This window comes from Vibrio sp. 1580, assembly GCF_033340055.1.
This window is the reverse complement of record NZ_JAWOVT010000001.1, coordinates 163,674-188,560: the sequence shown is the minus strand read 5'-3', so window position 1 is coordinate 188,560 and position 24,887 is coordinate 163,674. Positions and strand designations below refer to the sequence as shown.

The window sequence follows — 24,887 nt, the reverse complement described above, 5'->3', positions numbered from 1 at the left end:
CGATCATGTGAGCGTTAAATGCGAAGAGGTTTAAGAGTTTGTTGCTATTCATCGCATACGTAACCAGACCTTACAGTTTCACAGAACGCGGAAATACAGTCATAACTAACCCTAAAGGTGCTTCTTTGTTATGAAAACGCAAAGGATAATAGTTTGCATTGCGATTGGTGCTTGGGTATAAAGGTGTCAGAATGACTACACCAACAATAAGCCATCATGTCTGAGCAATTTTTCCCGCAACTGTTTCAAACTTCGAGTGAGATTACACCTTATCTACACGGTGATATCGGCGAGATAGGGCAAGAAGCTATCCATATCGAGAATGATATCAACCCGATCATCCAAGGCCTTTACCAGCAAATCTCGGAGGCTCATCCGGAAGCGGGAAAAGCATATTGGTTGACAAGAACGTGGGATTTACTTTGTTGGCAGCCAGTTTATGTCGCATTCATCTCTATTTACGGTTACCACACGTTGCCAAACATTCGCGAGATAGCGCAGCACCTCAAACCTTGTTTTGTTTCTGGGTACCGATTCGCCGACGAAGCGCATATACATGGCGAGCCAGAAGCGTTGATAAAAGAGGCGGGGCGTCAAATCCGAGAACTGTTCGACTTCTATCAACAAGAGATGAGTCAATGGACACGCATTCGTCCTGGCTTCACCCATCAATTGATGTCGGACGGAATCATGGCTTGTTTAATTCGTCTCCAACAGCGCTTTCCGCAAATGACTAACTCGACACTTCAGGAGCATGCGGTCTTGTGGCTAAGCGCAATGGGTTTGGATGTTGATAATAGCCGCTCACTTCATGAGACGGAATCTGATCAGCCGCTAAAGTTAGTAAGAAAAAGTTGTTGTTTAGTCTATAAGTGTGAAGGCAGAAAGCTTTGTGCAGATTGTCCTCGTTTAGAGGAAAATCGACAGCTTATGAGCAAGAAGGTTCTTAATTAACATTTATTTAACTTGTGTAACAGTGCTCGATTTGAGAGTGAGAATAAGTATCATTGCATGCTCTTGTTGACAACAAAAAGATAAATACAATGATGAAAAGGACGTTTTCTTTCAATCTCATCGTACTTGCGATGAGCAGTGGATACGCAGTTAGCTCAATAGCAGCAGAAGATCTTCAACAAACATCGACTCCGAGCGATGAGCAATTGGTTGTTGTAGGCAGTGTGATGCCGAAATCGATCTCCGATATTCCAGGAACGGTTTGGTTTGTTGGCCAAGAAGAGATTGCTCAGCAATATCGTGCGGGCAAGACACTGGGTGATATTCTTTCTGCAACCATCCCTTCTTTAGACGTCGGCACCGGTGGTCGAACTAACTATGGTCAGAACCTTCGCGGTAGAGCAATGTTGGTAATGATTGATGGTGTCTCGTTACAGTCTTCTCGCCCGATTAGTCGTCAGTTAGATGCAATAGACCCATTCAACATCGAGCGAATTGAAGTACTATCTGGTGCAACCTCCATTTATGGTGCAGGCGCTACTGGTGGTGTTATTAACATTATCACCAAGAAAGCGTACTCGGATGACTTGTCGTTTGAATCCTACGTGAGTGGCACTACAGGCTTTAATAGCAGCGATGACTTTGATTACAAACTCGCTCAGTCTATCTCGGGTGGTAATGAGCGAATTACCGCTAGAGGTTCGGTTGTGTACACCGAGACACAAGGTGCATTTGACGCAAATGGCGACATTGTCACCCCAGACATTTCACAGGGCTCTTTGCAGTATAATTCAACGCTCGATGTTATGGGATCGACCGAGATTCAAATCTCCGATGCCAGCAAGTTAAACCTTGTCGCACAATACTATGACAGCCAGCAAGATTCGCCATACGGTTTGTACATTGTTAACAATAAATTTGTTGATGTACGAGAGGGGTTCGATTCCGACCGTGAACATGGTACAGAGCGAGTTCTCTTAAGTGCGAACTACGCTCACGACAGCGTATTCGGTCATCAACTGATAGGCGAGTTATCTTACCGTAGTGAAGACCAAACCTTTACTCCTTATTACCAAAGTGCCTCTCAACAAAAAACAGAAGTTTTTGCTGGGCGCTTAGCGTTAGCTAAAAGCTGGGAGTCATTCAAACTTGTTTATGGTGTCGATGCGTACTTAGACCGTTTTGAAAGTAACCAGGCTCTGTTCGATCCAACCATTGCGAACAGCTCTGGGAACTTAATTAATCGAACCTATGCCGAAGTGGGGCGTTACCCAGATGTTGATGTGGCGTCTTACGCAATGTTTGTCCAAGGGGATTACCAAATCAATCAAGATTGGTCAGTACAAGCAGGCTACCGCTACCAATACATGGACAATAAGATTGATGATTTTGTTGCCTATAGTATACAAAAGAAGATCGCATCGGGTAATGGTGTATCAGCGGATGCGGTACCAGGTGGCAGCACTGACTACTCTGTGAGCTTATTTAATTTGGGCACCATTTATCAGCTTAACGATGAATCTCAGCTTTGGGCGAACTTCTCTCAAGGTTTCGAACTCGCTGATCCTGCAAAGTACTACGGCCAAGGTAGCTACGATGCCGCGGATGCAAATGGTCACTACGCGTTGAACAATAGCATTAACGTATCTGACTCAAAAATGTCGGGCATCAAAACGGACAGCTATGAAATTGGTTACCGATTAGATACGGATACTGTCGCACTGCAAGCGGCGGGTTACTACTCGGTGTCGGATAACTCAATCAAGTATGACAAGAAGACGCTCCTAATCACCAATGTTGATGACGAGCAACGTGTATACGGTGCCGAAGCAAACATTAACTACTGGGTAAACCGTGATATTTTGTTAGGTGCATCAGGTCACTATGTGGTTTCTGAGCTGAAAACCAACGGTAAGTGGGAAGATCTAAGTGCGGGTAAAGCAAGTACATCAAAAGCGAACGCGTGGGCGGCTTACTATCAGGATGGCTATTCACTACGTCTACAAAGCCAGACGATGTTTGATTACGAAGATGACGCAAACAACAAACTAGATGGATACACTACGTTTGATCTTCTTGGTAACGTAACACTACCTATCGGGCAGTTAGGTTTTGGTATTCAAAACCTATTTGACGAAGACTACACAACCGCTTGGGGACAACGTGCGCAGATTCTTTATGCAGCACACTACGATGCAGCAGCGTACGACTACAAAGGAAGAGGTCGCACATTCACACTGAACTACAGTGTTGAATACTAAAGCTAACTCGCTCCAAATATCAAAAAAGCCGCTTGAAGCGGCTTTTCTTTTAGGCTTGATCTGTCTGCGCTGTGTCTACAACGTTTTCCGTGTGTTCTGAAGCTTGGTTTTGTTCTTCAGCTTCCATTTTCGCGCGTTCAGCTTTGGAGATATAACGCGGCTTATTGCTCTTATGTAGCTTAGCGTTATGCTTCTTCTGCTTCGCTTTCAAGATCTGATTGATTTTCTTCTTGCGGTTCATGGTGGTGGTCCTTTAATTTAGCGAGGCAGGATAGTTACTTTTTTATCAAGTTACAACTAAATAAGCGCCGGTATCGGTCGCAAAATTCAAGTACGTTCCTATGTCCAATCATCTATCGCGTTTTAATGGAGCCCAAATGAAAACACTGTACACCGAACGTTTGATACTGCGTCTTGTGAGTGTAAATGATGCACCATTTATACTAGAACTTTATAACCGCCCAGACTTCTACCGTTTTGTCGGAGACAAACAAATTCGTACCGAATATGAAGCGGCGCGTTACATAAAAGAAAACATGCTACGCATGCAAAAAATTAGAGGCGTGAGTTTACTCGTTGTAGAGAAGAAAGAAGATGGACAACCCATCGGGATTTGTGGGTTGGTTAAACGTGACACATTACAACACTATGATCTCGGATATGGATTTTTACCTTCCGCTTATGGCTTCGGCTACGGAACGGAGTCTGCAACCGCAGTGCTGGAATACGCTAGAGAGGAAATGAAACTCGATAATTTGGTTGCCATCACCAACAATGACAATATTCGTAGTATAAGTTTGCTCAAAAAACTGGGCTTTGAGTTTGAACGAGTTGAGCAGCAATATGATAATGGCCGCACGTTAGAACTTTACACAATGATGTTGTGATTTTTGGATAGCGCATGAGCGATATTTTACTTGGCAAACTCGCCACTGAATTTAAGACAGTAAAAGCCATGGTAGAGGTTTACTGTCATGACCATCATGGAACAAAACGTGACTTATGCTCAGAATGTCATGAGCTGCTTGAATACGCAGAAGTGCGCCTCGACCGCTGTCCTTATGGAGAGAATAAACCGACGTGTAATAAATGTCCGATTCACTGCTACAAACCAGAGCCGAAAGAACAAATGCGTTTGGTCATGCGTTACTCTGGCCCCAGAATGTTACTGAAACATCCCATCTTGGCGGTTCGTCATTTGCTTCATGAAAAGCGAATGGTACCGGAAAAGCCTGCAGCGAACGCGTCAAACCGTCACAAGCGTTTATCTAAACAAAAATGCGAAGAATAAAAAAACGAGGGCGACAAGCCCTCGTTTTCGTTGAGTAGAAGCGGCGTGGTTAGAGGCCAGCGGCCATACGCTGCTTGGTTTTGCTCGCAGCAAGTAGCATGTATACGCCAGTCGCAACCAAAGCGGCAAACAAGTAGCCTAGCAAGCCGTGTTCTTGGCCCATAAATTTATCAGCGACAACAGGACCAGCAACAGAGCCGATGCTGTAGCTAAACAGCATGACTTGTGTCGCAGAGACAATAAAGCGTTCATCAAGTCCTTCGCAACCTAAGTTGATTGCAATCGGGTACAAGGCAAAAGTAGCTGCACCTAAAAAGAATAATGCAGCAGCCAATACCACGGCTGACGAGGAAATAAAGGTCATACCGATCGAAAAAATACCCAAAATACAGAAAAACGCCATTAGCACTGTGCGGCTCATGTATTTGTTTAACGCGGTCACCATTGGTTGAACTAGCATGCCACCTAGAATCACTAGCGCCATCAATGTACCAATGTCTTGATGGCTAATTTTACGGTTAGTTAACTCAACTGGCATTAATCCGTAGATCGCGCCTAAGGTCAAACCTGAAACAACACAACCAATAATTGCTGCATGGTTTAGTTTGGCAATTTGCTTAAATGATAAAGCGGTTGATTCATGGCTGTTTGGCTGCTCACACTCAATGAACATTAGCACCATCATCGCCATTAAGATCAACGTCGTGATCGCAATAAACGGAACGCCGCCACTTACGCCAAGCACGCCAATACCAAACTGGCCTAATGCTGAACCACCATAAAGCGATAGCATGTACAAGCTCAAACGTCTCGCACGCGATGCTTCGTCTCCAGACATTAGCCAAGATTCAACAATGACAAAAACACCAGCAACCGCGATACCCGCAATAAAGCGAGCGGCAAGCCACATCAATCCGTTAGCAAACACGGGTAGTGTGACGATAGTTAGCGAAAATACGGCCAAGCAACCAATAAACGCGTTACGGTGACCAACTTGACGTACGATACGTTCAATAAAAATAGCACCGGTTAATAAGCCGCCATAAAACACACTCGCCAACCAACTCGCGTAATCTGCTGAGATGTTGTATTCACCGAGCATGAGAGGGATCAAGCTCATTAAATAGCCCGAAGCCACCGCATAAAGAGACAGTGCGACGACTGGAACTGTAACTCGTGGTGATGCTGCAGGAACGACTGTGTTTTCCACTGTTTTGCGCCTATAAGTTAAATGAAATCTAAGGGTTATTCGGCGCGAATATGAGGCTAATAGTTAGGCAAGTAAAATGATAAATTTAAGTCGTTTCGATAAATAATATTTGTTAACTAGATAGGTTGATAAGTTGCATAAAAACGCCAACCTACAAACAAGGTTGGCGTGGAAGATTATTTAGTAAGTGCTTGATTTAACCATTGATCGAATTGAGTTTTAGGTAACGCACCATTGATCATATCAACGCGTTGACCATTCTTGAAAACCATAATGGTAGGAATACTGCGAATACCAAATTGCGTCGCAAGTTGTTGTTGAGCTTCGGTATCAATCTTAACAAAACGAGCCGTTCCGGCTTGCTCATGAGCAACATCAGAGAAAACAGGAGCAAAACCAACGCACGGGTTGCACCATGGGGCCCAAAAATCTACTACAACAGGCATATCACTTTGTAATAGAGCAGAAAAGTTATCTTGTGTACCTTCGATAGGCGAGCCGTCTAAAAGTGCACTTTTACATTTACCGCAAGTTGCAGATTCGGCAACGCGCTCATTAGGGACACGATTTAGACCGCCGCACGAAGGGCAGCGAGTTTTAAACGATGACATGACTTCTTCCTTTATTACGTATTGATGAAAACATGACTTACCAGTCAGCCTCATTATTTGTATACTTATTTTTTAACCTGCCGAAATAACGCAGCGCAGGTTTGTATTTGAGCCTAAGGTTCTAAGAAATTTTATTAAAATACAACAATAAATAGGTCTGCGATGACAAATTACTACGCTGAAATTACAGGTTGGGGGAAATGTGTTCCGCCAGCCGTGCTCTCTAACGATGATCTTAGCACTTTCCTCGATACTTCCGATGAGTGGATTCGTACCCGCACTGGTATCGAAAACCGCCGTATTAGTCATGTAAACACGTCAGACATGGCGACCGTTGCTGCTAAACATGCATTAGCTCGAGCAGGCGTCGATGCAACAGACGTGGATTTAATCATTGTGGCGACTTGTTCACCAGATTCATTGATTCCAAATATCGCGTCTAAGGTACAGCAGAACCTAGGTATTCGTGCAGCCGCTGCCTTTGACTTAAATGCCGCATGTACGGGATTTGTCTATGGCCTAGAAACGGGCACACGTTTGATTCAATCAGGTAACTATCGTAACGCGATCATTATTGGTGCGGAAAGATTGTCTTTCTACATCGATTGGGCAATGCGAGATACCGCTGTTCTATTTGGTGATGGTGCGGGCGCCGTTGTGTTATCAAGAACGGAAAAAGAAACGGGTTTACTACAGTCTCAAATCGGTTGTGACGCAAAAGGCCGCGATATTCTGTCCGTACCAAAGTTTGGTACTTGTATGGATCGCTTTGCGGAAGACAACGGTTACTGGGATTTCAACTTTGTAGGACAAGAAATTTTCAAACGTGCAGTAAAAGGCATGGGGCTAGCTGCGAAAACCGTACTGAAAGCATCACAGTTAACGACGGAACAAATCGATGTTGTGATTCCGCATCAAGCGAATATTCGTATTATTCAAACCTTGTGTGACCTGTCTGGAATTCCACACGACAAAGCGTTTGTTAACATTCAAAACTATGGCAATACTTCAGCTGCGACGGTGCCAATTGCATTGTGTGAAGCGGTAGAGCAAGGTCGAGTTAACCCAGGTGATAATATGCTTCTTGCTGCATTTGGTGCAGGTTTGACATGGGGTGCGGCAGTATTGAAATGGGGTGACCGCGTAACGCCAGTTTCTGAAAGTGATGCGGTTCTGCCTGAATGTGAGCAATCCGCGTTAGAATTACTTGAGCGTGCCATTAAGCTGTGTAACGAACGCCGTCGCGACGAGGTGTAACGGACACTCTGCAAACATAAGATGAGTAAGGGAGCGCGAGGCTCCCTTATTTGATGATGCGTTCTACAGCTAACCTGAAAAATATCTTAAGCCATAAAACCCAGGTTTGAATGAGTAAAATTACGGATGTTCGGGAAGACGTATTCCAGTGCAGCGTTATCACTCACGCCCATCCACTGCGCTAGTGTTGAACCAACTTGATCAGCGGCAATTTTGGGTATGAGTCGGCCTTGAGAGTAATCATCGTTTCCGCCCAGTATTAGTTCCGGCCATGTACCGATAGGTTGTTTCCCATTTACCGCGCCTCCAATTAATAGTTGATGGCCACCCCAGCCATGATCGGTACCATTTCCGTTGCTCATCATCCGTCGACCGAAGTCAGACATAGTGAAAGAGGTGACTTGCTTGTTTAGCCCTAACCGTTCGACCGCACGATACATTGCTAAAAGGTTTGTCGCGAGATCCTCAAGTAACACTGGATGACGTGTCAGTTGCGAATCGTGCAGGTCATACCCAGAGTGTTTAACGAAAAAGACTTGTCGTTGCTGCTTCAGGACATCTTGGCTTGCTATCAATTTGTACACGGTTTGCATCTGCTTGCCGAGCGTCGATGACGTAAACAGCGGCTCGTCAGCAATGTGGTTGAGTTGCTCGCTCAGTACACTACTCATTACCATCGACTCATCAACCATCAAATTAAAATGACCATTAAATGGATTGTCAGTTTGATGAGAGAGAAGGCGATCATAGATCCCCTTGTATAGCGGGTTATCAATCGCGGTAAGCTGAACTGCGCGATCTTTTTTCAGGACGGTTTGGCGGTGTTCCATTGCCCGTAACCAAAGCGAGTTGCCATGCACACTGTATAGCGGTGTTATTTCTGATTCAGAGTTTAATACATCCAACATTCTGCCAGCCCAACCAAGATTTTTAGACTCGCTCATTCCACCAAGTAACCAAGCGTCTGTTTGAGAATTATGAGAAAACAGTTGCTCGGGAAGTGATGCTTCACCTTGCTCAATAGCTTGTTTGGTGACGGGATGGTTGAGAATGCCACTATTGAGCACGATGCTGGCATCGCCTTGTTCGAAAACGGAAGTTAACGCATTTAACTTTGGGTGTAAGCCGAGCTTCACTGGGTGATTTGAGCTATCGACAGCACTTAAATTGATAGGGAGTATGTCTTCTTTGGCGACAGAGAGTGGCCCTCTGACTTTGGAATATTGACGATAGTGCGCCTCCGATAATGGCAGTATGGTGTTGAATGCATCGTTTCCGCCTGCTAAATACACACATATTAATGCTCGAAAGTCATTGGATGGCGCTGCGAGAGAGTAACCTGGCAGACTAAGAGAGGCTAGTGCGCCCATCGATAGCGTGCTTTGTATAAAATGTCGTCGTGAAATATCCATAATTCACTCCTAATCCTGAATATAGAATTCGTCGCCAGAAATGGCGGTAAATATCACTAGAGCGAGTTTTGTTGTTGGCACATAGTCCCCACGATAATCATTCAGGGCGGTGAGCATGAGCTCTTTCAATTCAGCAGAAGCCGTTCCAGCAAAGAAACGCTCGTTAACCAATTCGACTAAGGCACGGTGATCGTCCAGAAGAAGATAAAACTCGTTAAGATCGAAGTGGTAGGAATCACCACCTCCTCTACGAGTGCTGGTTAACATATAGTTGACCAAATCGGTATAAACAGACCAATTGAGAAGTTCATACTCTGGAGAGTTAATACCAGACTCCGTAAACTCGTTAGACGGCTGATAGTCTGGAGAGTAAAAATTAAACACGGAAGGAGAACGAAGCGGCCCTTGATTAGCGATGTTCATCATCGTTGTTGCGTCTTCGTAACGTGATCCTTTAATCGTAAAACCTGATGCTCGATGAAAATTAGTCAGGACCAGTATCGGTTCTTTCACTTTTATAGGCGGGGTATCCGTCATCCCTAATGCTTCAGGGTCGAGCAATATGGCTCGAACAACGGCGGTTAGATCGCCTTTTTCTCCTTCCCCATTGTTGTTAAATATCGTAGCAACACGCGCGACGTACTCTGGGCTTGGATTTGAACTGACCAAACGTTGGATAAGTAACTTTGAAACAAATGGAGCAACATTTGGGTGAGACATCAACATATCAATCACTTTTGAAAGCTCTTCTTGTGCGGTTAGACCCGATGGGATCACGTTCCCTAGAAATCGCTTCTCGCCGGTGTCGTGTCTTTGACTGATAACTCGCATCGGTTTCACGAATGCGATGTCGGAATTTTTCCATCCAGTTAATGCTCGCGCGAGCTCTTGAATATCAGTTTGATTGTACGTGGGGATAGGTTTGCCTGTTGCGTGGTTTAGCTTTTTACTGCCATCTAAATTGAGTTCATACAAACCGATAGTGAATAACTGCATTAACTCTCGAGCAAAGTTCTCATCGGGAAGCGTTCCTGTCGCACTATTTTCTTTTGCACTACCGAGCATAGACAAATAGCTCCCCATGACTGGATGGATGGAAACGTCATACAACAGGTCTCGGTAGTTGCCAAGCGCATGCTCAACCAACAGATCGTAGTAATTCACTAACCCTGTAGGTTTGCTGGAAAGAACGCCGCCATAACGAGAAACGACTACGATCTGACTCAATGCATAAGCCGTTCGCTGTCTGAGCTGATCTTCAGCAGTAACAACAATCTGATACCAAGCATTTTCTCGGTTTGACTGTAGGCCTTTAGAAAAAGGCGTTTGATAAAGTGGTTGATGGTAGGTTGCTGGCAGGTTGATTTGTTTCTGTATCCAGTCCTCTAACCCGTTTTCCCTAACCTCATTAATTAACGCAGGAGTTGGTCCAAAAGAGGTTTGATAGAGAAAACGCGCAACGGTTTGATCGGATGGGGATTGCTGTATTTGTGCTGATACATTAGGCACATGGCTCAGCAATAAGATAGCCAATCCTAGTACCCAAGCAGAGATTTTATTTAGCTTCTGACGTCTCATAGTTAACTCGCTTACCCGAAGTAACGATTTAAGTCCATTTAACGGGAGTTATTAAGCTCTTTTGAGCTGTTTAGTAAATTTATGAAAATCAAGCAGCTGCATAGGCGAGTATAGTAGCTATAAGTGGTGAACAAAAAACTCAAACGATGAATTTGGTACTATAGTGCTAGAAGTTTTTGATGCTATTTTTTCTAAGATACTGATATTAAATATGGCCAATGAAGAGTAACAAGCAGAGATATCGCAATGGATATAGAAGGGGGACAGCTAAAGTACTGTTAACAAGAGATTGGTATGTTTGTTAAGGCTTAAGTTAGTTTCAAGAAATTATTGAGCCAATAAATAAAGTCCATTGGTTTGCACAAGAGAAAACCACACGGATGTTCTCTTGTACAAAGCAACAAAGGTTATTTTCGGGCAAGCTTATGGTGAGCACGAGAAAAGTGATCGGCACAAAATGCGCCCACGATCGAGAGTTCGCCAGCCAGACAAAGCGCAGCTGCGACTTCGGCTAACGCTTTCGCATTGCCGTTGCCGTGCAAACCCAAAATATCCAAACATGCTTTTTGTGTTGGAAGGCCAGTACCACCACCAACCGTCCCCACCATGATGTTTGGCAAGGTCACGCACGCGTACAAGTTGCCTTGAGCGTCCACATCCATACGAGTGATTCCAATGGCAGACTCTGCAACGCAAGCGGCATCTTGACCACAAGCAATGTACAGCGCGGCAAGCGCGTTTGCGTAATGCGCGTTGACGCCAATTGTCCCGCTAAGTAAACCGCCCACTGTAGTCATTTTGCCAAATTGAACCATAGACTCCGGCGTCGTATGCAGATATTTTTCCACCAACTCAGCAGGAATGGTCACTTCGGCGGATACTTTCTTACCGCGTACCGAGCGCAGTGTGTGCGCGTTTGGTTTTTTGTCGCCTGATAAGTTGCCATCCAAGAATGCTTGAGTTGGTTTGATTGGGCTGGTCGCCAAAATATGATGGAACACTTCGTTTGTTGCGATGGTCACCATGTTTTGTCCGGAAGCGTCACCAGTCACGTATTCAAAGACCAAATAAACGTGGTTTCCTTCGATATTTACATTGATGTCTTTGAGTTTGCCATGTGAGGTGGTGGATTCCGCAATTTGACGAAATGCGTCAAACTGGGTCACAACCCAACTGACGAACTGGCCAGCGTCGGCAAGGTTATTAAAGGCGAACACTGGCGTTCGGCTCACCCCTTCACTCAGCAACAATGCGCTCGCGCCACCAGCGGCGGTAATAAGATTTGCGCCACGGTTGTAGGAAGCGACTAACGCGGCTTCTGTCGTTGCGAGCGGAACCAAAAAGTCATCGTTCGCATACAAGCCGTTGACGCGCAAAGGGCCTGCAATGCCGACCGGCACATTAACAGTACCAATGAAGTGCTCGATGTTGTTGGAGTAAGCATCGCAATGTGACTGCGTGAAAGGATCAAGGAGATGATCTTTATTGGTCACGTGTTCCAATACTTGCCAACGGCGCGCCAAATGCTTATCCGACAGGCCAGGGCTTAAGCAGAGACGTTTCTCTGGCTTGTGAAACTTCGGTTCTAATGCCGATTGAATCTTACTGCTGGTTTCGATATCGGAAAGGGCGGAGCTTTGAACAGGGTTATCTTGGTTTAACTTCGGCATACAAACGTTAACTGAAAAATCGAACCAGAGATTGTAGTGATTGAGGCTTTGATTACAACGTTGATTATACGTTTTGCAACAAATACCACTGTGCAAGCGCCTTTATTATCCAAGTGATTTGATATTGGAGCGACGAATTTACCGGACATAAATGGGTTTTGACAATGAATGTTGCAGTAAATGGCAGATCCGGGAGGTTATGCCTCTTAGAGAAACTGGCCTGTAGGTGTTTGGATTCGACAAGGTGTAAGCATGAGTGCCTTAAAAGCGGAATGGTTCAATCTATGAAAGGAATAAATTGTCTAACCCAGTCCCTTGGGTCAGACGTTAGTTTGAATCAGTTATTCAAAAACTAGTTGAAGGCGCGAGCCACACGTCCCGCACTTTGAATACGGTAATGACCAACGTAAGCAGGAACAAATACAGATTGTCCTTTCGAGGCAGTTAACGTCTCACCGTTATCACTGATGAGTGTCAGGTCGGCATCAATCGCCATCAAAATCTCTGCGCTATTGGCATCAACCACTTCATTGTTCGGTTGGTTAAGAATGCTGAAACTAAAGTCTGCCACTGGAACGGGGTAAAGGCTCTGGCAACCATTGGCATTGGGTTTTAGGACAAGGCTGTGAAACGGCTTAGGCACAAAGTCTGTGCATTTAACCAGTTCTTCAACATCCATATGTTTCTGCGTGAGTCCTGCACGCAAAACGTTATCTGAGTTCGCCATGATCTCTAATCCCGTACCTTTAATGTAAGCGTGTGGCGTTCTTGCGCTCAGGAACATGGCTTCGCCAGGTTGCAGCGTGATGACATTCAACAGTAATGGCGCAAACAAGCCGACATCGCCAGGGTATTGAGTGGATAGATCCAAGATGAGCTGGAAAACGTCGCTGTCAGTGCCTTGTTCCGATTGACGTGAAGCGTGGGCAAGAAGTTGTTTCAGTGCTCGCTCTTTTGTTTCTCCTTCTATGGTCAGAATGTGCACAAAGAAATCGCGTAAACCTTGTGAGTTGGCTTCGTGTTTGAATGCATCTAGTGGCGCGCGTAGCTCATCGATATCGCAAAGGCTAAATGCCTCAATAATCTCGGAATACGAGCGAAAACCGTTCATGGCTTGGTAACTTGTTAGCGCGTACACCAACTCAGGTTTGTGGTTCGGATCCTTGTAGTTACGATGGCTCGCGTTTAGTGGGATCCCAGCACTTTGCTCTTTTTCGAAACCTATTTCGGCATCTTGTTTGCTTGGGTGAACTTGAATCGACAGTGCGTGTTCGGCCGCTAAGATCTTAAACAGAAAGGGCAGGTCGCCAAATTTCGCTGCGGTTTCTGCTGATAAATAAGCGGGTTGGTTTTGTTTGATCAGTTCAGACAAAGGCAGCGTGTTTTGCTCAACCTGAACTTCAGAGCAGCCGTTTGGGTGAGTACCCATCCATACTTCTGCTTGAGGCTCATTCGTTTCGTTAGAAAAGCCAAACAAATCGTGAATAGAAGAGGTGCTTCCCCAAGCGTAGTTTTGGATTTTGTTGTTCATTTGAAAGAAGCTATGCGATGAAATAGTGTTCAAATTCATGAATTTTTCCCATAGTTAACCCTCCGAACTGAATCGGAAGAAAAATTGAGCAGAGATACGTTAAATAAGGAGGGCGAGCGCGGTTAGGTCACTCGCCAATTTGCCCTAAGGGCGATAAGTCGATTTACAACCGAGGCTTTGGTTCGAGTGGTTTTCGTGATGGCTGCGCTTGCAAAAATGGCAGCAACAAAAGGCCAATGACGGCTGCACAAACTGAAATGGTGATGAAGAAACCTGTCCAATGATATTCTTCAAGAATTAATGCCAGTGGATAGCCAGACAATGCTGCGCCCATGTAGGCGAACAAGCCCACGAATCCTGTTGCCGCGCCGGCAGAATCTTTGTGAGAGCACTCCGCCGCCGCCATACCGATCAGCATTTGTGGTCCAAAGACAAAGAAGCCGATGGAGAACAATCCCGCTGCTTGGAATGCAAAGTTGGTCAGAGGCATTAGCCAAAGCGCAGAGACAGATAAGAAAATCCCAATCGCGAACAGCAAGTTCATTGGTCCACGGTTACCGCCAAAGATTTTGTCTGAGCCCCAGCCCGCAACCAATGAACCAACAAAACCGCCGATTTCAAACATAGACAGAGCAGCGTTGGCATTAATCAGGCTATAGTGATGCTGCTCGGTCAAGTACAGGTTTCCCCAGTCATTGATTGCGGTTCGGACGATGTAAACCAACACATAACTGAACGCGAGCAGCCAGATGTATTTGTTGTTAAATACGTACGATTTCAGAATTTCTCGGTAGGTGAGGCCACGTCCGTAATTTTCCTGCGCAAGTTCTAGTGCGTCGTTGCGCCATTGGCCGACACTTGGTAAACCCATTGTTGTGGGTTTGTCGCGCAATCGCCAACAAACGAATAGACCGAGTAATACGCCGATGATGCCGGGTAGAATAAAGCCTTCACGCCAGCTGTAGTGCAACGTTAAATAGCCCACCAAAATAGGGATCAGCGCGCCACCAACGTTGTGTGCGGTGTTCCAAATGGCCCATAAGAAGCCACGCTCGGAGCGTGAATACCAAGTGGTTAACAGCTTGGAGCATGAAGGCCAGCCCCAGCCTTGGAACCAGGCGTTTAAGATCCACAGAGTAATGAAAGCCGCGAGTGAGCTAGAAAAACCGAACGCGATATTGACCAGACCTGTCGCAATCAATCCTAATCCCATGAAATAACGAGGGTTAGAGCGATCCGAAATCGTGCCAGAAATAAACTTCGAACAGCCGTAAGTAATGTAGAAAAGTGTACCGATAAGACCCAAATCGCCTTTATCTAAGCCAAGATCGGTAATCATCGCTGGTGCGGCGTAGTTAAAGGTCTTACGGGTAAAGTAGAAACCTGCGTAGCCGATGTACATCCCCAACATAATGTGCAAACGCCAATGGTGGTAACGCTGGTCGATTTGCTCGTTGCTCAGGCTCGGTTGAGTAAATTTAGGTGAACGTAAAAATCCAAACATCTTGAGTTACACCTTAGGTAAAGTAATGCTGATTTGTGTGCCGATCACTTGATCGCTGGTGGAGTAGATAACCATTTTTCCACCTAACGCGTGCACACGTTCTTGCATGCCGCGAACGCCCATGCCTTTCATGCTGTCCTGAACTTTGAATCCGACACCATCATCGTGAATCATCAGTGACACCGCAGCTTCTCCAATTGTCAGTTCAATATTGATCAACTGCGCTTCTGCGTACTTGGCAGCGTTATTTAATGACTCTTGGCATAAACGGAATAGGGTTACTTTGAGTGTGTCACTCAGGCTGGTGTAATCGCCTTGCCAGTTCAGTTGAACAGTTGTTCCGTGATTGGCGAATTCCATCTCTCGCGTCAGTTGCTCGACGGATTCTTTTAAGTCCAAATCATCCAGCATTTTTGGTCTTAGCTTGCTTAACAGTCGCTTAGTGGTGTCGTACACGTTGAGGGAAAGTCCTTCAATCATGTCTGCGCAACCTACGCGTGTTTCTGTGTTATTTACCCGCTTAATGATGTTGGCTTGTGTGCGGATCGCCGTGATGTTCTGTCCAATTTCGTCATGTAGCTCGCGCGCAATATCGCGTCTTACCGATTCTTCCGCTTTGATAAGCTGGCGAGACAAATTCTGATTGCGTGCAAGTTCGCCGCGCAGTTTGTGATTGAGGTCTTTTTGTTTCTGAACCCCTAAGCCGAGCATAATGCCGGTGATGGTTTGCGCCGAGAGAGATAATAACAAATCGGTGATTTCTAGATTTGATACGCCGCTGCGAGCCGCAATCAGCGCAATGCTGTTGAGCATGGTGGCGAGTAGGGCTCCTTGCCAGCCGTAACGAAGTGCCAGCACGATGATTGGGATAGCCATACAAAATGGCGCAAATCGTTTTAACTCTTCAGGCAAACTCGTTTGCACTAGAATGCTGCCGATAAGAAGTACGGCGTAAAACACAATGTGGCGAATGCTGAACACCACAGTGTTGTTCAAAAGATGCGACGTCAGAGGCGACCATCGGCTTTGAAATAGGTAGTTCCACAGTAGGTAGCACATAGGAACCAGCATCAGCCCACCAGAAATACTGGCTAACCACACCATGTAAACAGAAGGCACGTGAAAGCCGACCGCCATTACGTTGATGAAGGCGGTAATGATGATCACAACGCCCATGACGGCTAAGTGGCGGTTTTGGTCACCGTAGTAGTATTTTTTCGCAATCAGTGTGACAGGGATGCTGGCAACACTGGCGATCAGCACTGTGAGCCATTGAGGTTGCTCTAATAGGGTCGCAAGTGCAATCGTCAGCGCCCATTCTGATACGTAGATTGTTGGCCAGTACGCGGTGCGAGTGTGCAGCGCAATCCCCAATCGTAAGGCGAATGGGAAAAGCAGAATGGCGAGCTCTGGATCGTTGACAAAGTAGTAGGCGATCACCCACAAACAGAACCAAGCACAGGCCATAACAAACAGACCACAAATCGTTGTGACAGAATAGGCTCGCATTAAAAGGACTCTTGAGAAAATAGTTTGGCGAGCTCAACGTTGTTTTTCACGCCGAGTTTGTCGATGGCATTCGCACGATGCACATGCACGGTCTTGTGGCTCAAGCCAAGCTCTGCCGCGACAGACTTCACATCCAACCCATTGGCAAGTAGCTGACATACCTCGTTTTCACGTTTTGTCAGTTGGCATAGAGAGGTGGTGTTGTCGCTAGGCGTTGCAAGTTTAAGTGCAATATCTGATGTGAGGTAACAGCCGCCAGAAGCACTGGTTCTCACGGCTTGAATAAGTTCGTCTGGGCTACAGCGTTTACTAAGATAGCCTTTTGCACCTAGCTTTAGTGATTTTTCCACCATCGCAGGGGAGTCATGCACGCTAAGCATCACGCAGGCAATGCCAGTTGGTATTTCGCTGAGAAAGTTTAAGCCGCTTTCATCTGGCATGGAGATATCTAGGATGACGACGTGTGGGTGTACCGCAGGCAACCCTTTTCGCGCTTCGGCGACAGAGCCGAATTCACCAACAACGGTAATATCACTTTCTAAATTTAATAATTGTACGAAACCCGAACGCACGATGACGTGATCATCAACTAGAGCAACATGAATCATTATTACAACCAAATAGAGCAGACGACTAACAACAATAAGCTCCAACGCGAGCCAATAGAAAAACCTTTAATGATACTGAATTGATCAACTCATTTTAATGATCTTGCGCGCTTTACCGAAGTAAAGCGCGCAGAGAAGTTAGGCTTGGTTTTGTGCAAGTTGAAGCTTCTTCGCGTGTCGAATCTTCCTCTCTTCCGCGATAGCGACGAAAGCAAGCAAAACAATACAAATCATGGCGGAGGTATCTAGAGCTGCGAAGGTACCTTTCCAACCTGTTAGACCGAAGATTGGTGTACCGTCTGCAATCATACCGAGACCAAGTTTCGCGAAGCTGTCACCGATTAGGTAAGCGAATGTACCTTTTACGCCGTCAGCCACACTGATTGCTTTTTTAGGGACAAAACCAACCGCGGCAACACCGATAAGAAGTTGCGGACCAAACACCAAGAAGCCCAATACAAATAGAGAGGCTAAGTACATGAACTCGCTAGTGGCGTGTTGGTAGAACTCAAGCGATACGATGATCAAACCAAGAGACACACAAGCAACCAATGCGCGGCGACCGTTTGCTAAGTCAGATAAGTAACCCCACATCAAAGTACCCACAAGCGCACCGACTTCGAATAGAGTAAAGCCAGAGATTGCCGTTTCTTTTGACAGACCAAGTTCTTGGTACGCGTATACCGTTGACCATTGGTCGATACCAATACGCACGATGTAAAGGAAGATGTTGGCAAAGCAAAGTAGCCAGATAACTTTGTTTTTAAGAACGTATTCAACAAAGATTTCTTTTTTGGTCATCTGGTTTTCTTCAGCGGCGGTGTCTTCTTCACTCACTGCTTCATCGAAAAGTTCTTCTACTTTACCTAGACCGTAAGCTTCTGGTGAGTCGCTACCAAAGCGCATACCGATAAAGCCAACGATGATCGCGATGATAGAAGGGAACACGAACATGCCGATTACGTGGCCGTCGAATAGGTAGTTGGCACCGAAAAGAGCAACACCCGCTGCGCCCGCACCACCAACGTTGTGTGACATGTTCCACAAGCCTAGGTAAGAGCCGCGTTTGTTACGAGGTGTCCATTTTGTAATGGTTGAGTAACTAGAAGGGCCACCAGTACTTTGGAAGAAACCACTCAGAGCGTAGAAAGCCACCATCAAGAACAGGCTTGCACTACCGCCGCCCATGCTGAAGCTGAAACCAAGCATTGCAAGACCAGAAAGGATCAGCATAAAAGGGAGGAATTGCTTGGTGTTCTTACCGTCAGCGTAGTAAGAGACAACGGTTTTACCGATGCCGTATGTGATGGAGAAGCCAAGGCCAATAAGACCTAGGTCTGTCATGCTCAAACCGTAAGTTGAGATCATGTCGTTTTGCGCGACATTGAAGTTCTTACGAATCAAGTACATGGTTAGGTAGCCGATAAATACGACCAAGTAAGATTGGATGAACGGTTTAAACCACATCTTTCTTCTAACTTCGACAGGAAGATCGAGGGTCGGCTTCCGCACCTGTTCGAGGAATTTTAACATGATGAACTCTCTTGTAATTGTTTTAGAAACACAACGGCGACCGTTATGCGCTCTTGTTACCTTTGACTGAGCGGAATTCTAGAGAGTGGTTTTGTGAGGCACATGAGATGGTTGCCTAGATCGGCTAGGAAAAATTCCTAGAAATGCCTAGGAAGGCGGAAAAGCGTGAAAAGAGTCACACAAAATCCTTACTAATTTATGGGTTTTTGACAGGGTTCTTATCGGATTGGAAAGCGTTCAAATGCAAGCAGGTTAATATATGCAAGCTTAGTGCTGACAAGGGGGGAGCACGTTTGGTTGGAGAGAATAGTGTCTTGTCGCTAAGTATCAATTGGGAACGAGAAGCAAACAACAGAGACCCAGAGGTCTCTGTTAGAAATATTAGGAATTCGGCTAGGTTGACGTGTTAAGGCGCAGGGCTGTATAGACGCGGCGAGCCGTGTTTTGGTAAGTGAATTAGGTTCAAATGGTTTCTTCTTGCCCATTCGACAGTTAACGCTGTAGGTGCAGATAAGCAAACCAGAGTGGGGATACGCGCGCGAACGGCTTTGTGGATCAACTCTAAGCTGCAACGGCTTGTCATGATTGCGAAGCCACTTTGAGGTTCGATGTGATTGTTGGCCAATGCGCCAATCAACTTATCTAGCGCGTTGTGACGGCCGATGTCCTCTCGGCACAACTTGATGTTGCCTTGTAAATCTGAAAATAAAGCGGCGTGTAGCGCGCCAGATTCACGTGCGGCTTCTTGATGCAGTGCGACTTTGTCTCGCAGCCCTTCGAATACATCGGAGCGCGGAGGAAGAGACGGTGTTAGCGGTGCTAAATCAGGCAAAGCTTGTTCCAGAGCCTCGACGCCACAAATGCCGCATCCGGTTGTGCCTGCAAGATTCCGACGTTGTGTTTTTAGCGCCCAGAAAGCGCGGTTGCTGATTTCTACTTCCGCATAATGAGATTCGTGATCGCCACCAATTTCAATGTCTTTGATCTCTTTGAAGTCGTGGACGATGCCTGTGCTTAGGCTAAATCCTTTCACGAAGTCTTCCAGATGGCCTGGCGTCACCATCATGACCGCTTGGCTAATGCCGTTGTAGCTGATAGCTAAGGCGGATTCACTCGCCAGCGACATTTGTTGCACTGGGCGGCCATCAATCAATTCTCGGTAATTGAACGCACTTGGTTGAGGTGGTGCTTGATTGAAATCGGACAGTTCAAAATAAGATTGAGTAGTACATCTCATGAAATCACCTCATAAGCCGTTATGTATGCCAAAAATTGACGTGTGGATTCTTGTTATCGATTAAATATGTTTTTTGCTTCTGCGAAGCACTGATCGGTTAGCGCGGAGAAGGGTTCTTGTTTTCGCTTTAACAAACCTAGCGGGGCGTGAACGGCGGCTTCTTCGATAGGGATAATGCGAAGCGTATCGTTCAACTCTTCCAATCCACAGTTCAGCGGCATAATGGCGCAACAAAGGCCACTGGTTACTGCTTGGATCAAGTGAAAGGTGGAGTTACTTTCAATGACGGTTTGCGGAACCAGCCCTTTACTCACAAAGCTAAGATCAATTGAGTGGCGATAGTGCATGCCCTTCGAAAGCAGCCCTAGCGGAATGTTATTGAGTGACTCCCACAACACTTCAGATTCGGCAAAATCAAAATGACGCTCATCGAATAAAACGCCAAGTTTGGTTGAATCTAGTTCGATAACATCGAAGTAAGCGGTGTTGACTTGATCGACATAACACATCCCCAAATCAAGTTGATTGCGATTGAGTTGGTCTATGATCTGTTCGGTCGTCATGGAGAGTATTTGAAAGCGTAACTCAGGGAACTGGTGAGCTAATGGTTTGAGCAATTCCATCGGGTTTTGGCTGGCGAGTGGCACCATTCCAAGCCGAAGAGAGCCGACCAACTGACCACGGCAGTTAGCAGCCTCGGCTTGCAATCCATCATGAGCGGCTAAGACGGTTTTTGCCCAAGCTAAAATGCGTTCTCCGGCTTCAGTAAACCCTTCAAATCGTTGACTTCTTTGGATTAATTCGAGGTCGAGTTCTTCCTCTAAGCTTCGGATTCTCATGGACAAGGTAGGCTGCGTAATGTGGCACAATGCGGCGGCTTGACCAAAGTGTTTGGTCTGTTCAAGTGCGATGAGATATTTAAGTTGTTTGATATCCATAATGGCTTGTTAACCTTGCGTTGTGAGTCACATGTACGGGGGGAACTCCCTAAAAAGGGCACGGCACTACCGTACTTTTTAAGCGCTGGAGCGTTTTAACTGGGAAATGGAAAACCAAAACCAAGTCAAGAATAAAACCACACTCAAAATTGATCTGAATCAAGGCTATTCCTGATATTAATTAGGGTCAAATTTAAAGTATCTATAGTGTGATAGATATTATCTATTATCAAGAGTACCGATTTTATTGAGCTCGTTAAGCGAACTAGGTGGAATCGGATGGGAAAACGATTAACCTCATAAATTGTATTGATTAAAAATGTTATGACCGTCAGTGGAAAAATTCGTCATAGATTTTGTTTATCACTCGGTCAGGATTATCAATTGGACGCATATTGAATAACGACTTAATCTTTGATTTAGATCAAGACGCAACAATGCGAATTGAATCTACCAGTCTTAGAAACAGTAGGCGGGTATCCGATATCAAGAATCTAGATAAGTAAACGCTCGGACAAGCGAGAGCATGTTGAGTGGTTACTTATTTGGATTAAAAAATACATGGATTAGAAACTAAGCCCTTCAATACTTCCGCATTATCTCAATAAATAACGCGCTTGTTTTCACGGGCACCCTGCTTGCTGGTATATCTGCGAGGAGTAAAGTCGTGAGCCAAAAAGAACAAATAAAAACATACAAAGGTCCAGCTGGTGGTTGGGGTGCACTGAAAGCCGTAACCAGAAGTTGGTGGGGCAGTGAAAATGCAGTTAAAAACATTCGCACTATGCTCAAAACCAACCAAAATGGCGGTTTCGACTGCCCGGGATGTGCATGGGGTGAGTCGCCAGATAGTGGTAAAGTCAATTTCTGTGAGAATGGCGCGAAAGCGGTAAACTGGGAGGCGACTAATCGTCTGGTTGATCCTGAGTTTTTTTCCAATCACAGCGTTTCTTCTCTCTCAACTCAAACCGATTACTGGTTGGAATACCAAGGCCGTATCACGCACCCAATGCGATACGATGCTGAATCCGATCACTATGTGCCAGTCTCTTGGGATGAGGCTTTTGCACTTGTCGCGAAACATCTCAATCAATTGGATTCACCACACCAAGCTGAGTTTTATACCTCTGGTCGTGCAAGCAACGAAGCGGCGTTTTTGTATCAGCTATTTGTGCGCGCATTCGGTACCAATAACTTTCCAGATTGTTCCAACATGTGCCACGAAGCCAGTGCTATCGGGATGAAAGACACCATTGGCGTTGGTAAAGGCACAGTGATCTTTGATGATTTTGAAGAAGCTGATGCGATTTTCGTGATTGGTCAAAACCCGGGTACGAACCACCCACGAATGCTTGAACCTCTGCGCGAAGCGGTGAAACGTGGTGCACAGGTTATCTGTCTAAACCCGCTGAAAGAGCGCGGATTAGAGCGTTTCCAAAACCCACAAATGCCGATTGAGATGTTGAGTAATGGCTCAGAGCCTACAAACACGGCGTACCTGCGTCCTGCTTTGGGCGGAGACATGGCAGTATTTCGTGGCATCGCGAAATTCTTGTTGCAATGGGAACGCGAGGCATTGCAAAACGGTGGAAAAGCGGTATTTGATCGTGAATTCATCAAGCAACACACAACAGGTATTGATGAGTATTTGGCTGAAGTGGACGCAACCTCTTGGGAACACATCGCGGAACAATCGGGTCTTGATTTAAGTGAAATCGAGATGGTGGCGAGCATGTATCGACGTGCAGAACGTGTGATCATGTGTTGGGCGATGGGGTTGACTCAGCATCGTCACTCTGTGCCAACCATTAAAGAAGTCGCAAACGTGCAAATGTTACGAGGTAACGTTGGTAAGCCGGGCGCGGGTCTTTCACCAGTGCGTGGTCACAGTAACGTTCAGGGCGACCGTACGATGGGCATTGATGAAAAACCTTCAGATCTGTTGTTGGATCGCATTGAAAGTCGATTTAACTTTGACGTCCCGCGTGGTGAAGGCCACAACACTGTGCAAGCCATTAAAGCGATGGAAGAAGGGCAAGCGAAAGTATTTATCGGTTTGGGCGGTAACTTTGCACAAGCAACGCCAGACACAGAACGTACGCACAACGCGATGCGAAACTGTAATTTAACCGTACACATTTCGACGAAGTTAAATCGTTCTCACCTTGTCACAGGTAAAGATGCGCTTATTCTTCCATGCTTAGGCCGTACTGAGATTGATCAGCAAGCGACTGGCCCACAAGGCGTGACGGTTGAAGATACCTTCAGCATGGTACATATCTCATTTGGTCAGCTAAAACCGCGTTCGGAGCATTTGCGTTCAGAACCAGTGATTATTGCCGGTATTGCCAATGCTACACTCGGGGCAAAACCAATTGATTGGTTGTGGGCGATTGAAGATTACGACCGTATTCGCGATTTGATTGCCGACACGATTCCGGGCTTTACCGACTTTAACCATAAGCTTAAACACCCGGGTGGATTCCACTTGGTAAACCCAGCTGCCGAGCGTCGATGGAATACACCAAGCGGCAAAGCACAGTTCAGCTCTAGCGAGTTGCCGAAGCAGTTGATCAGCGAAGCGATACTCGAAAAAGGCCAAAAGCCAGATTTGATTTTGCAAACCATGCGCTCACACGACCAATACAATACGACACTTTACGGCTTAAATGATCGTTATCGTGGTGTATTTGGCATGCGCGAAGTGCTGTTCATCAATGAAGCGGATATTCGTAAACTCGGTTTTGAACCGGGCGACAAAGTGGACATGGTATCATTATGGGAAGATGGCGTAGAGCGTCGTGTAAGCGGATTTACGCTTGTTGCCTATGATGTGCCAGCAGGTCAGGCGGCGGCTTACTATCCAGAAACAAACCCATTAGTTCCTTTGGACAGTTATGGGGATAGAACGTTTACGCCAACCTCTAAGTTTATTGCGATAAAATTGGAAAAATCGACATCCGATAAGATCGCTTTGGTGGAAGCGGAATAGTGACCAAACCGGCACAACGACATTTCCGATAAGCAAACGGCTGATATTAATTATCAGCCGTTTTTAATTGCGCTCAGTCTGCATTTAGTGCGCATAGCTTGTGTATAATGTTAATGACATTATGCTGCTCGATAATAGACGGATAAGGCCGATTTGAATCTAATTTCAAGTAGTGAAACTAATAAGAAGATGCTTATGACCTTGAAAAATATAATTAAATTAACAATCAGTCACTTAGTGGCAGTTTCTATTGGCATTGCGATAGGTATCTATACTTTACCGATCCTTATTGCACCACCTGCGCCGACCGATGAACAAGTTGCTAAGAGCAAGCAAGGTGCAGAATACAGCGCAGTGTTTAAGAGGGAACTCAAAGGTAGCGATGCTTTTCATTGGGGAGAGGGAGAGATTCATTTGAGTTCTGAAGTCATTACGTTGGTAGGAAAACTCGCTCCCGGACCAGACTATAAACTCTATCTATCTCCTAAGTTTGTCGAAACGGAACAAGAGTTTAATGACCTTAAATCTGAAATGAGCTTAATTGGTGATGTAAAAACGTTCGATAACTTCGTTGTTGAGGTTCCTCAAAGCACTTCAATTTCTGAATACAATACGGTTGTTGTATGGTGCGAGACATTCGGTGAGTTCATTACTTCGGCAAAGTATCAATAAACCTTAGCAGTAGAGTGAAAGGCTTTTCTTTTCACTTTACGCTAGGATGTTGTTTCGCATAATTAAGAGGCAAAGACTCTTAAACATTCTAAATTTAAGAGCCTTTGTTTAGAGTTATT

General features: G+C 45.6%; 20 protein-coding genes. 7 read left to right on the top strand and 13 right to left on the bottom strand.

What is annotated here, in order from left to right; genetic code table 11:
• Positions 1-216: 216 nt before the first annotated feature.
• Together R7093_RS00900 and R7093_RS00895 are read left to right on the top strand one after the other, a co-directional pair.
• Positions 217-954, top strand: coding sequence for a siderophore ferric iron reductase (locus R7093_RS00900; RefSeq protein ID WP_042520969.1), 738 nt, complete (start codon positions 217-219; stop codon positions 952-954).
• Between the two features lie 89 nt (positions 955-1,043).
• On the top strand, positions 1,044-3,215 hold the full coding sequence (locus R7093_RS00895; RefSeq protein WP_017634648.1) for a TonB-dependent receptor: 2,172 nt from the start codon (positions 1,044-1,046) through the stop codon (positions 3,213-3,215).
• A gap of 49 nt (positions 3,216-3,264) precedes the next feature.
• Here the strand turns inward: R7093_RS00895 and R7093_RS00890 are convergent, their stop codons facing one another.
• Entirely contained in the window at positions 3,265-3,456 is a 192-nt protein-coding gene (locus tag R7093_RS00890) for a DUF2986 domain-containing protein (protein ID WP_005376066.1), read from the bottom strand.
• 136 nt (positions 3,457-3,592) lie between these two features.
• Here R7093_RS00890 and R7093_RS00885 point away from each other — a divergent pair, with 136 nt between their 5' ends.
• Positions 3,593-4,102: a GNAT family N-acetyltransferase gene (locus R7093_RS00885; protein ID WP_025767743.1), complete on the top strand. Its 510-nt coding sequence runs from the start codon at positions 3,593-3,595 to the stop codon at positions 4,100-4,102.
• A 14-nt stretch (positions 4,103-4,116) separates the two neighbouring features.
• Positions 4,117-4,506: a nitrous oxide-stimulated promoter family protein gene (locus R7093_RS00880; protein WP_025767744.1), complete on the top strand. Its 390-nt coding sequence runs from the start codon at positions 4,117-4,119 to the stop codon at positions 4,504-4,506.
• 49 nt (positions 4,507-4,555) lie between these two features.
• Here the strand turns inward: R7093_RS00880 and R7093_RS00875 are convergent, their stop codons facing one another.
• Together R7093_RS00875 and trxC are read right to left on the bottom strand one after the other, a co-directional pair.
• Complete coding sequence (locus R7093_RS00875; RefSeq protein WP_262627161.1) at positions 4,556-5,716, bottom strand: MFS transporter; 1,161 nt, start codon at positions 5,714-5,716, stop codon at positions 4,556-4,558.
• A 176-nt stretch (positions 5,717-5,892) separates the two neighbouring features.
• Positions 5,893-6,327 carry a thioredoxin TrxC gene (gene trxC / locus R7093_RS00870; protein WP_005387991.1) on the bottom strand — a complete coding sequence of 145 codons (435 nt, stop codon included), beginning with the start codon at positions 6,325-6,327 and terminating at the stop codon, positions 5,893-5,895.
• Positions 6,328-6,489: 162 nt separating this feature from the next.
• Here trxC and R7093_RS00865 point away from each other — a divergent pair, with 162 nt between their 5' ends.
• Complete coding sequence (locus R7093_RS00865) at positions 6,490-7,584, top strand: ketoacyl-ACP synthase III (RefSeq protein WP_053349917.1); 1,095 nt, start codon at positions 6,490-6,492, stop codon at positions 7,582-7,584.
• Positions 7,585-7,670: 86 nt separating this feature from the next.
• Here the strand turns inward: R7093_RS00865 and R7093_RS00860 are convergent, their stop codons facing one another.
• The 10 genes from R7093_RS00860 to R7093_RS00815 form a co-directional block, all read right to left on the bottom strand.
• On the bottom strand, positions 7,671-8,996 hold the full coding sequence (locus tag R7093_RS00860; RefSeq protein ID WP_025767746.1) for a DUF1501 domain-containing protein: 1,326 nt from the start codon (positions 8,994-8,996) through the stop codon (positions 7,671-7,673).
• Positions 8,997-9,005: 9 nt separating this feature from the next.
• Complete coding sequence (locus R7093_RS00855) at positions 9,006-10,574, bottom strand: DUF1800 family protein (RefSeq protein WP_258458353.1); 1,569 nt, start codon at positions 10,572-10,574, stop codon at positions 9,006-9,008.
• A 407-nt stretch (positions 10,575-10,981) separates the two neighbouring features.
• Positions 10,982-12,244, bottom strand: a complete 1,263-nt coding sequence (locus R7093_RS00850) for a hydroxymethylglutaryl-CoA reductase (protein WP_047101062.1) — start codon at positions 12,242-12,244, stop codon at positions 10,982-10,984.
• Positions 12,245-12,596: 352 nt separating this feature from the next.
• Positions 12,597-13,814, bottom strand: coding sequence for a mannose-6-phosphate isomerase, class I (gene manA / locus R7093_RS00845; RefSeq protein WP_047101063.1), 1,218 nt, complete (start codon positions 13,812-13,814; stop codon positions 12,597-12,599).
• A gap of 124 nt (positions 13,815-13,938) precedes the next feature.
• Complete coding sequence (locus R7093_RS00840) at positions 13,939-15,279, bottom strand: MFS transporter (protein WP_047101065.1); 1,341 nt, start codon at positions 15,277-15,279, stop codon at positions 13,939-13,941.
• 6 nt (positions 15,280-15,285) lie between these two features.
• Complete coding sequence (gene uhpB / locus R7093_RS00835; protein ID WP_047101067.1) at positions 15,286-16,788, bottom strand: signal transduction histidine-protein kinase/phosphatase UhpB; 1,503 nt, start codon at positions 16,786-16,788, stop codon at positions 15,286-15,288.
• Positions 16,788-17,396, bottom strand: a complete 609-nt coding sequence (uhpA, locus tag R7093_RS00830) for a transcriptional regulator UhpA (RefSeq protein WP_047101069.1) — start codon at positions 17,394-17,396, stop codon at positions 16,788-16,790. The genes uhpB and uhpA overlap by 1 nt, the downstream gene beginning before the upstream one ends.
• A 138-nt stretch (positions 17,397-17,534) precedes the next feature.
• Positions 17,535-18,929, bottom strand: a complete 1,395-nt coding sequence (gene uhpT / locus R7093_RS00825; RefSeq protein ID WP_047101071.1) for a hexose-6-phosphate:phosphate antiporter — start codon at positions 18,927-18,929, stop codon at positions 17,535-17,537.
• 406 nt (positions 18,930-19,335) lie between these two features.
• Positions 19,336-20,166 (bottom strand): formate dehydrogenase accessory sulfurtransferase FdhD, encoded by an 831-nt coding sequence (gene fdhD, locus R7093_RS00820; protein WP_005460891.1) that lies wholly within the window; start codon positions 20,164-20,166, stop codon positions 19,336-19,338.
• Positions 20,167-20,219: 53 nt separating this feature from the next.
• Positions 20,220-21,104, bottom strand: a complete 885-nt coding sequence (locus tag R7093_RS00815) for a LysR family transcriptional regulator (RefSeq protein ID WP_005388011.1) — start codon at positions 21,102-21,104, stop codon at positions 20,220-20,222.
• Between the two features lie 667 nt (positions 21,105-21,771).
• Here R7093_RS00815 and R7093_RS00810 point away from each other — a divergent pair.
• Entirely contained in the window at positions 21,772-24,096 is a 2,325-nt protein-coding gene (locus R7093_RS00810; protein ID WP_262640166.1) for an FdhF/YdeP family oxidoreductase, read from the top strand.
• 195 nt (positions 24,097-24,291) lie between these two features.
• Complete coding sequence (locus tag R7093_RS00805) at positions 24,292-24,768, top strand: DM13 domain-containing protein (protein ID WP_005376099.1); 477 nt, start codon at positions 24,292-24,294, stop codon at positions 24,766-24,768.
• Positions 24,769-24,887: the final 119 nt, after the last annotated feature.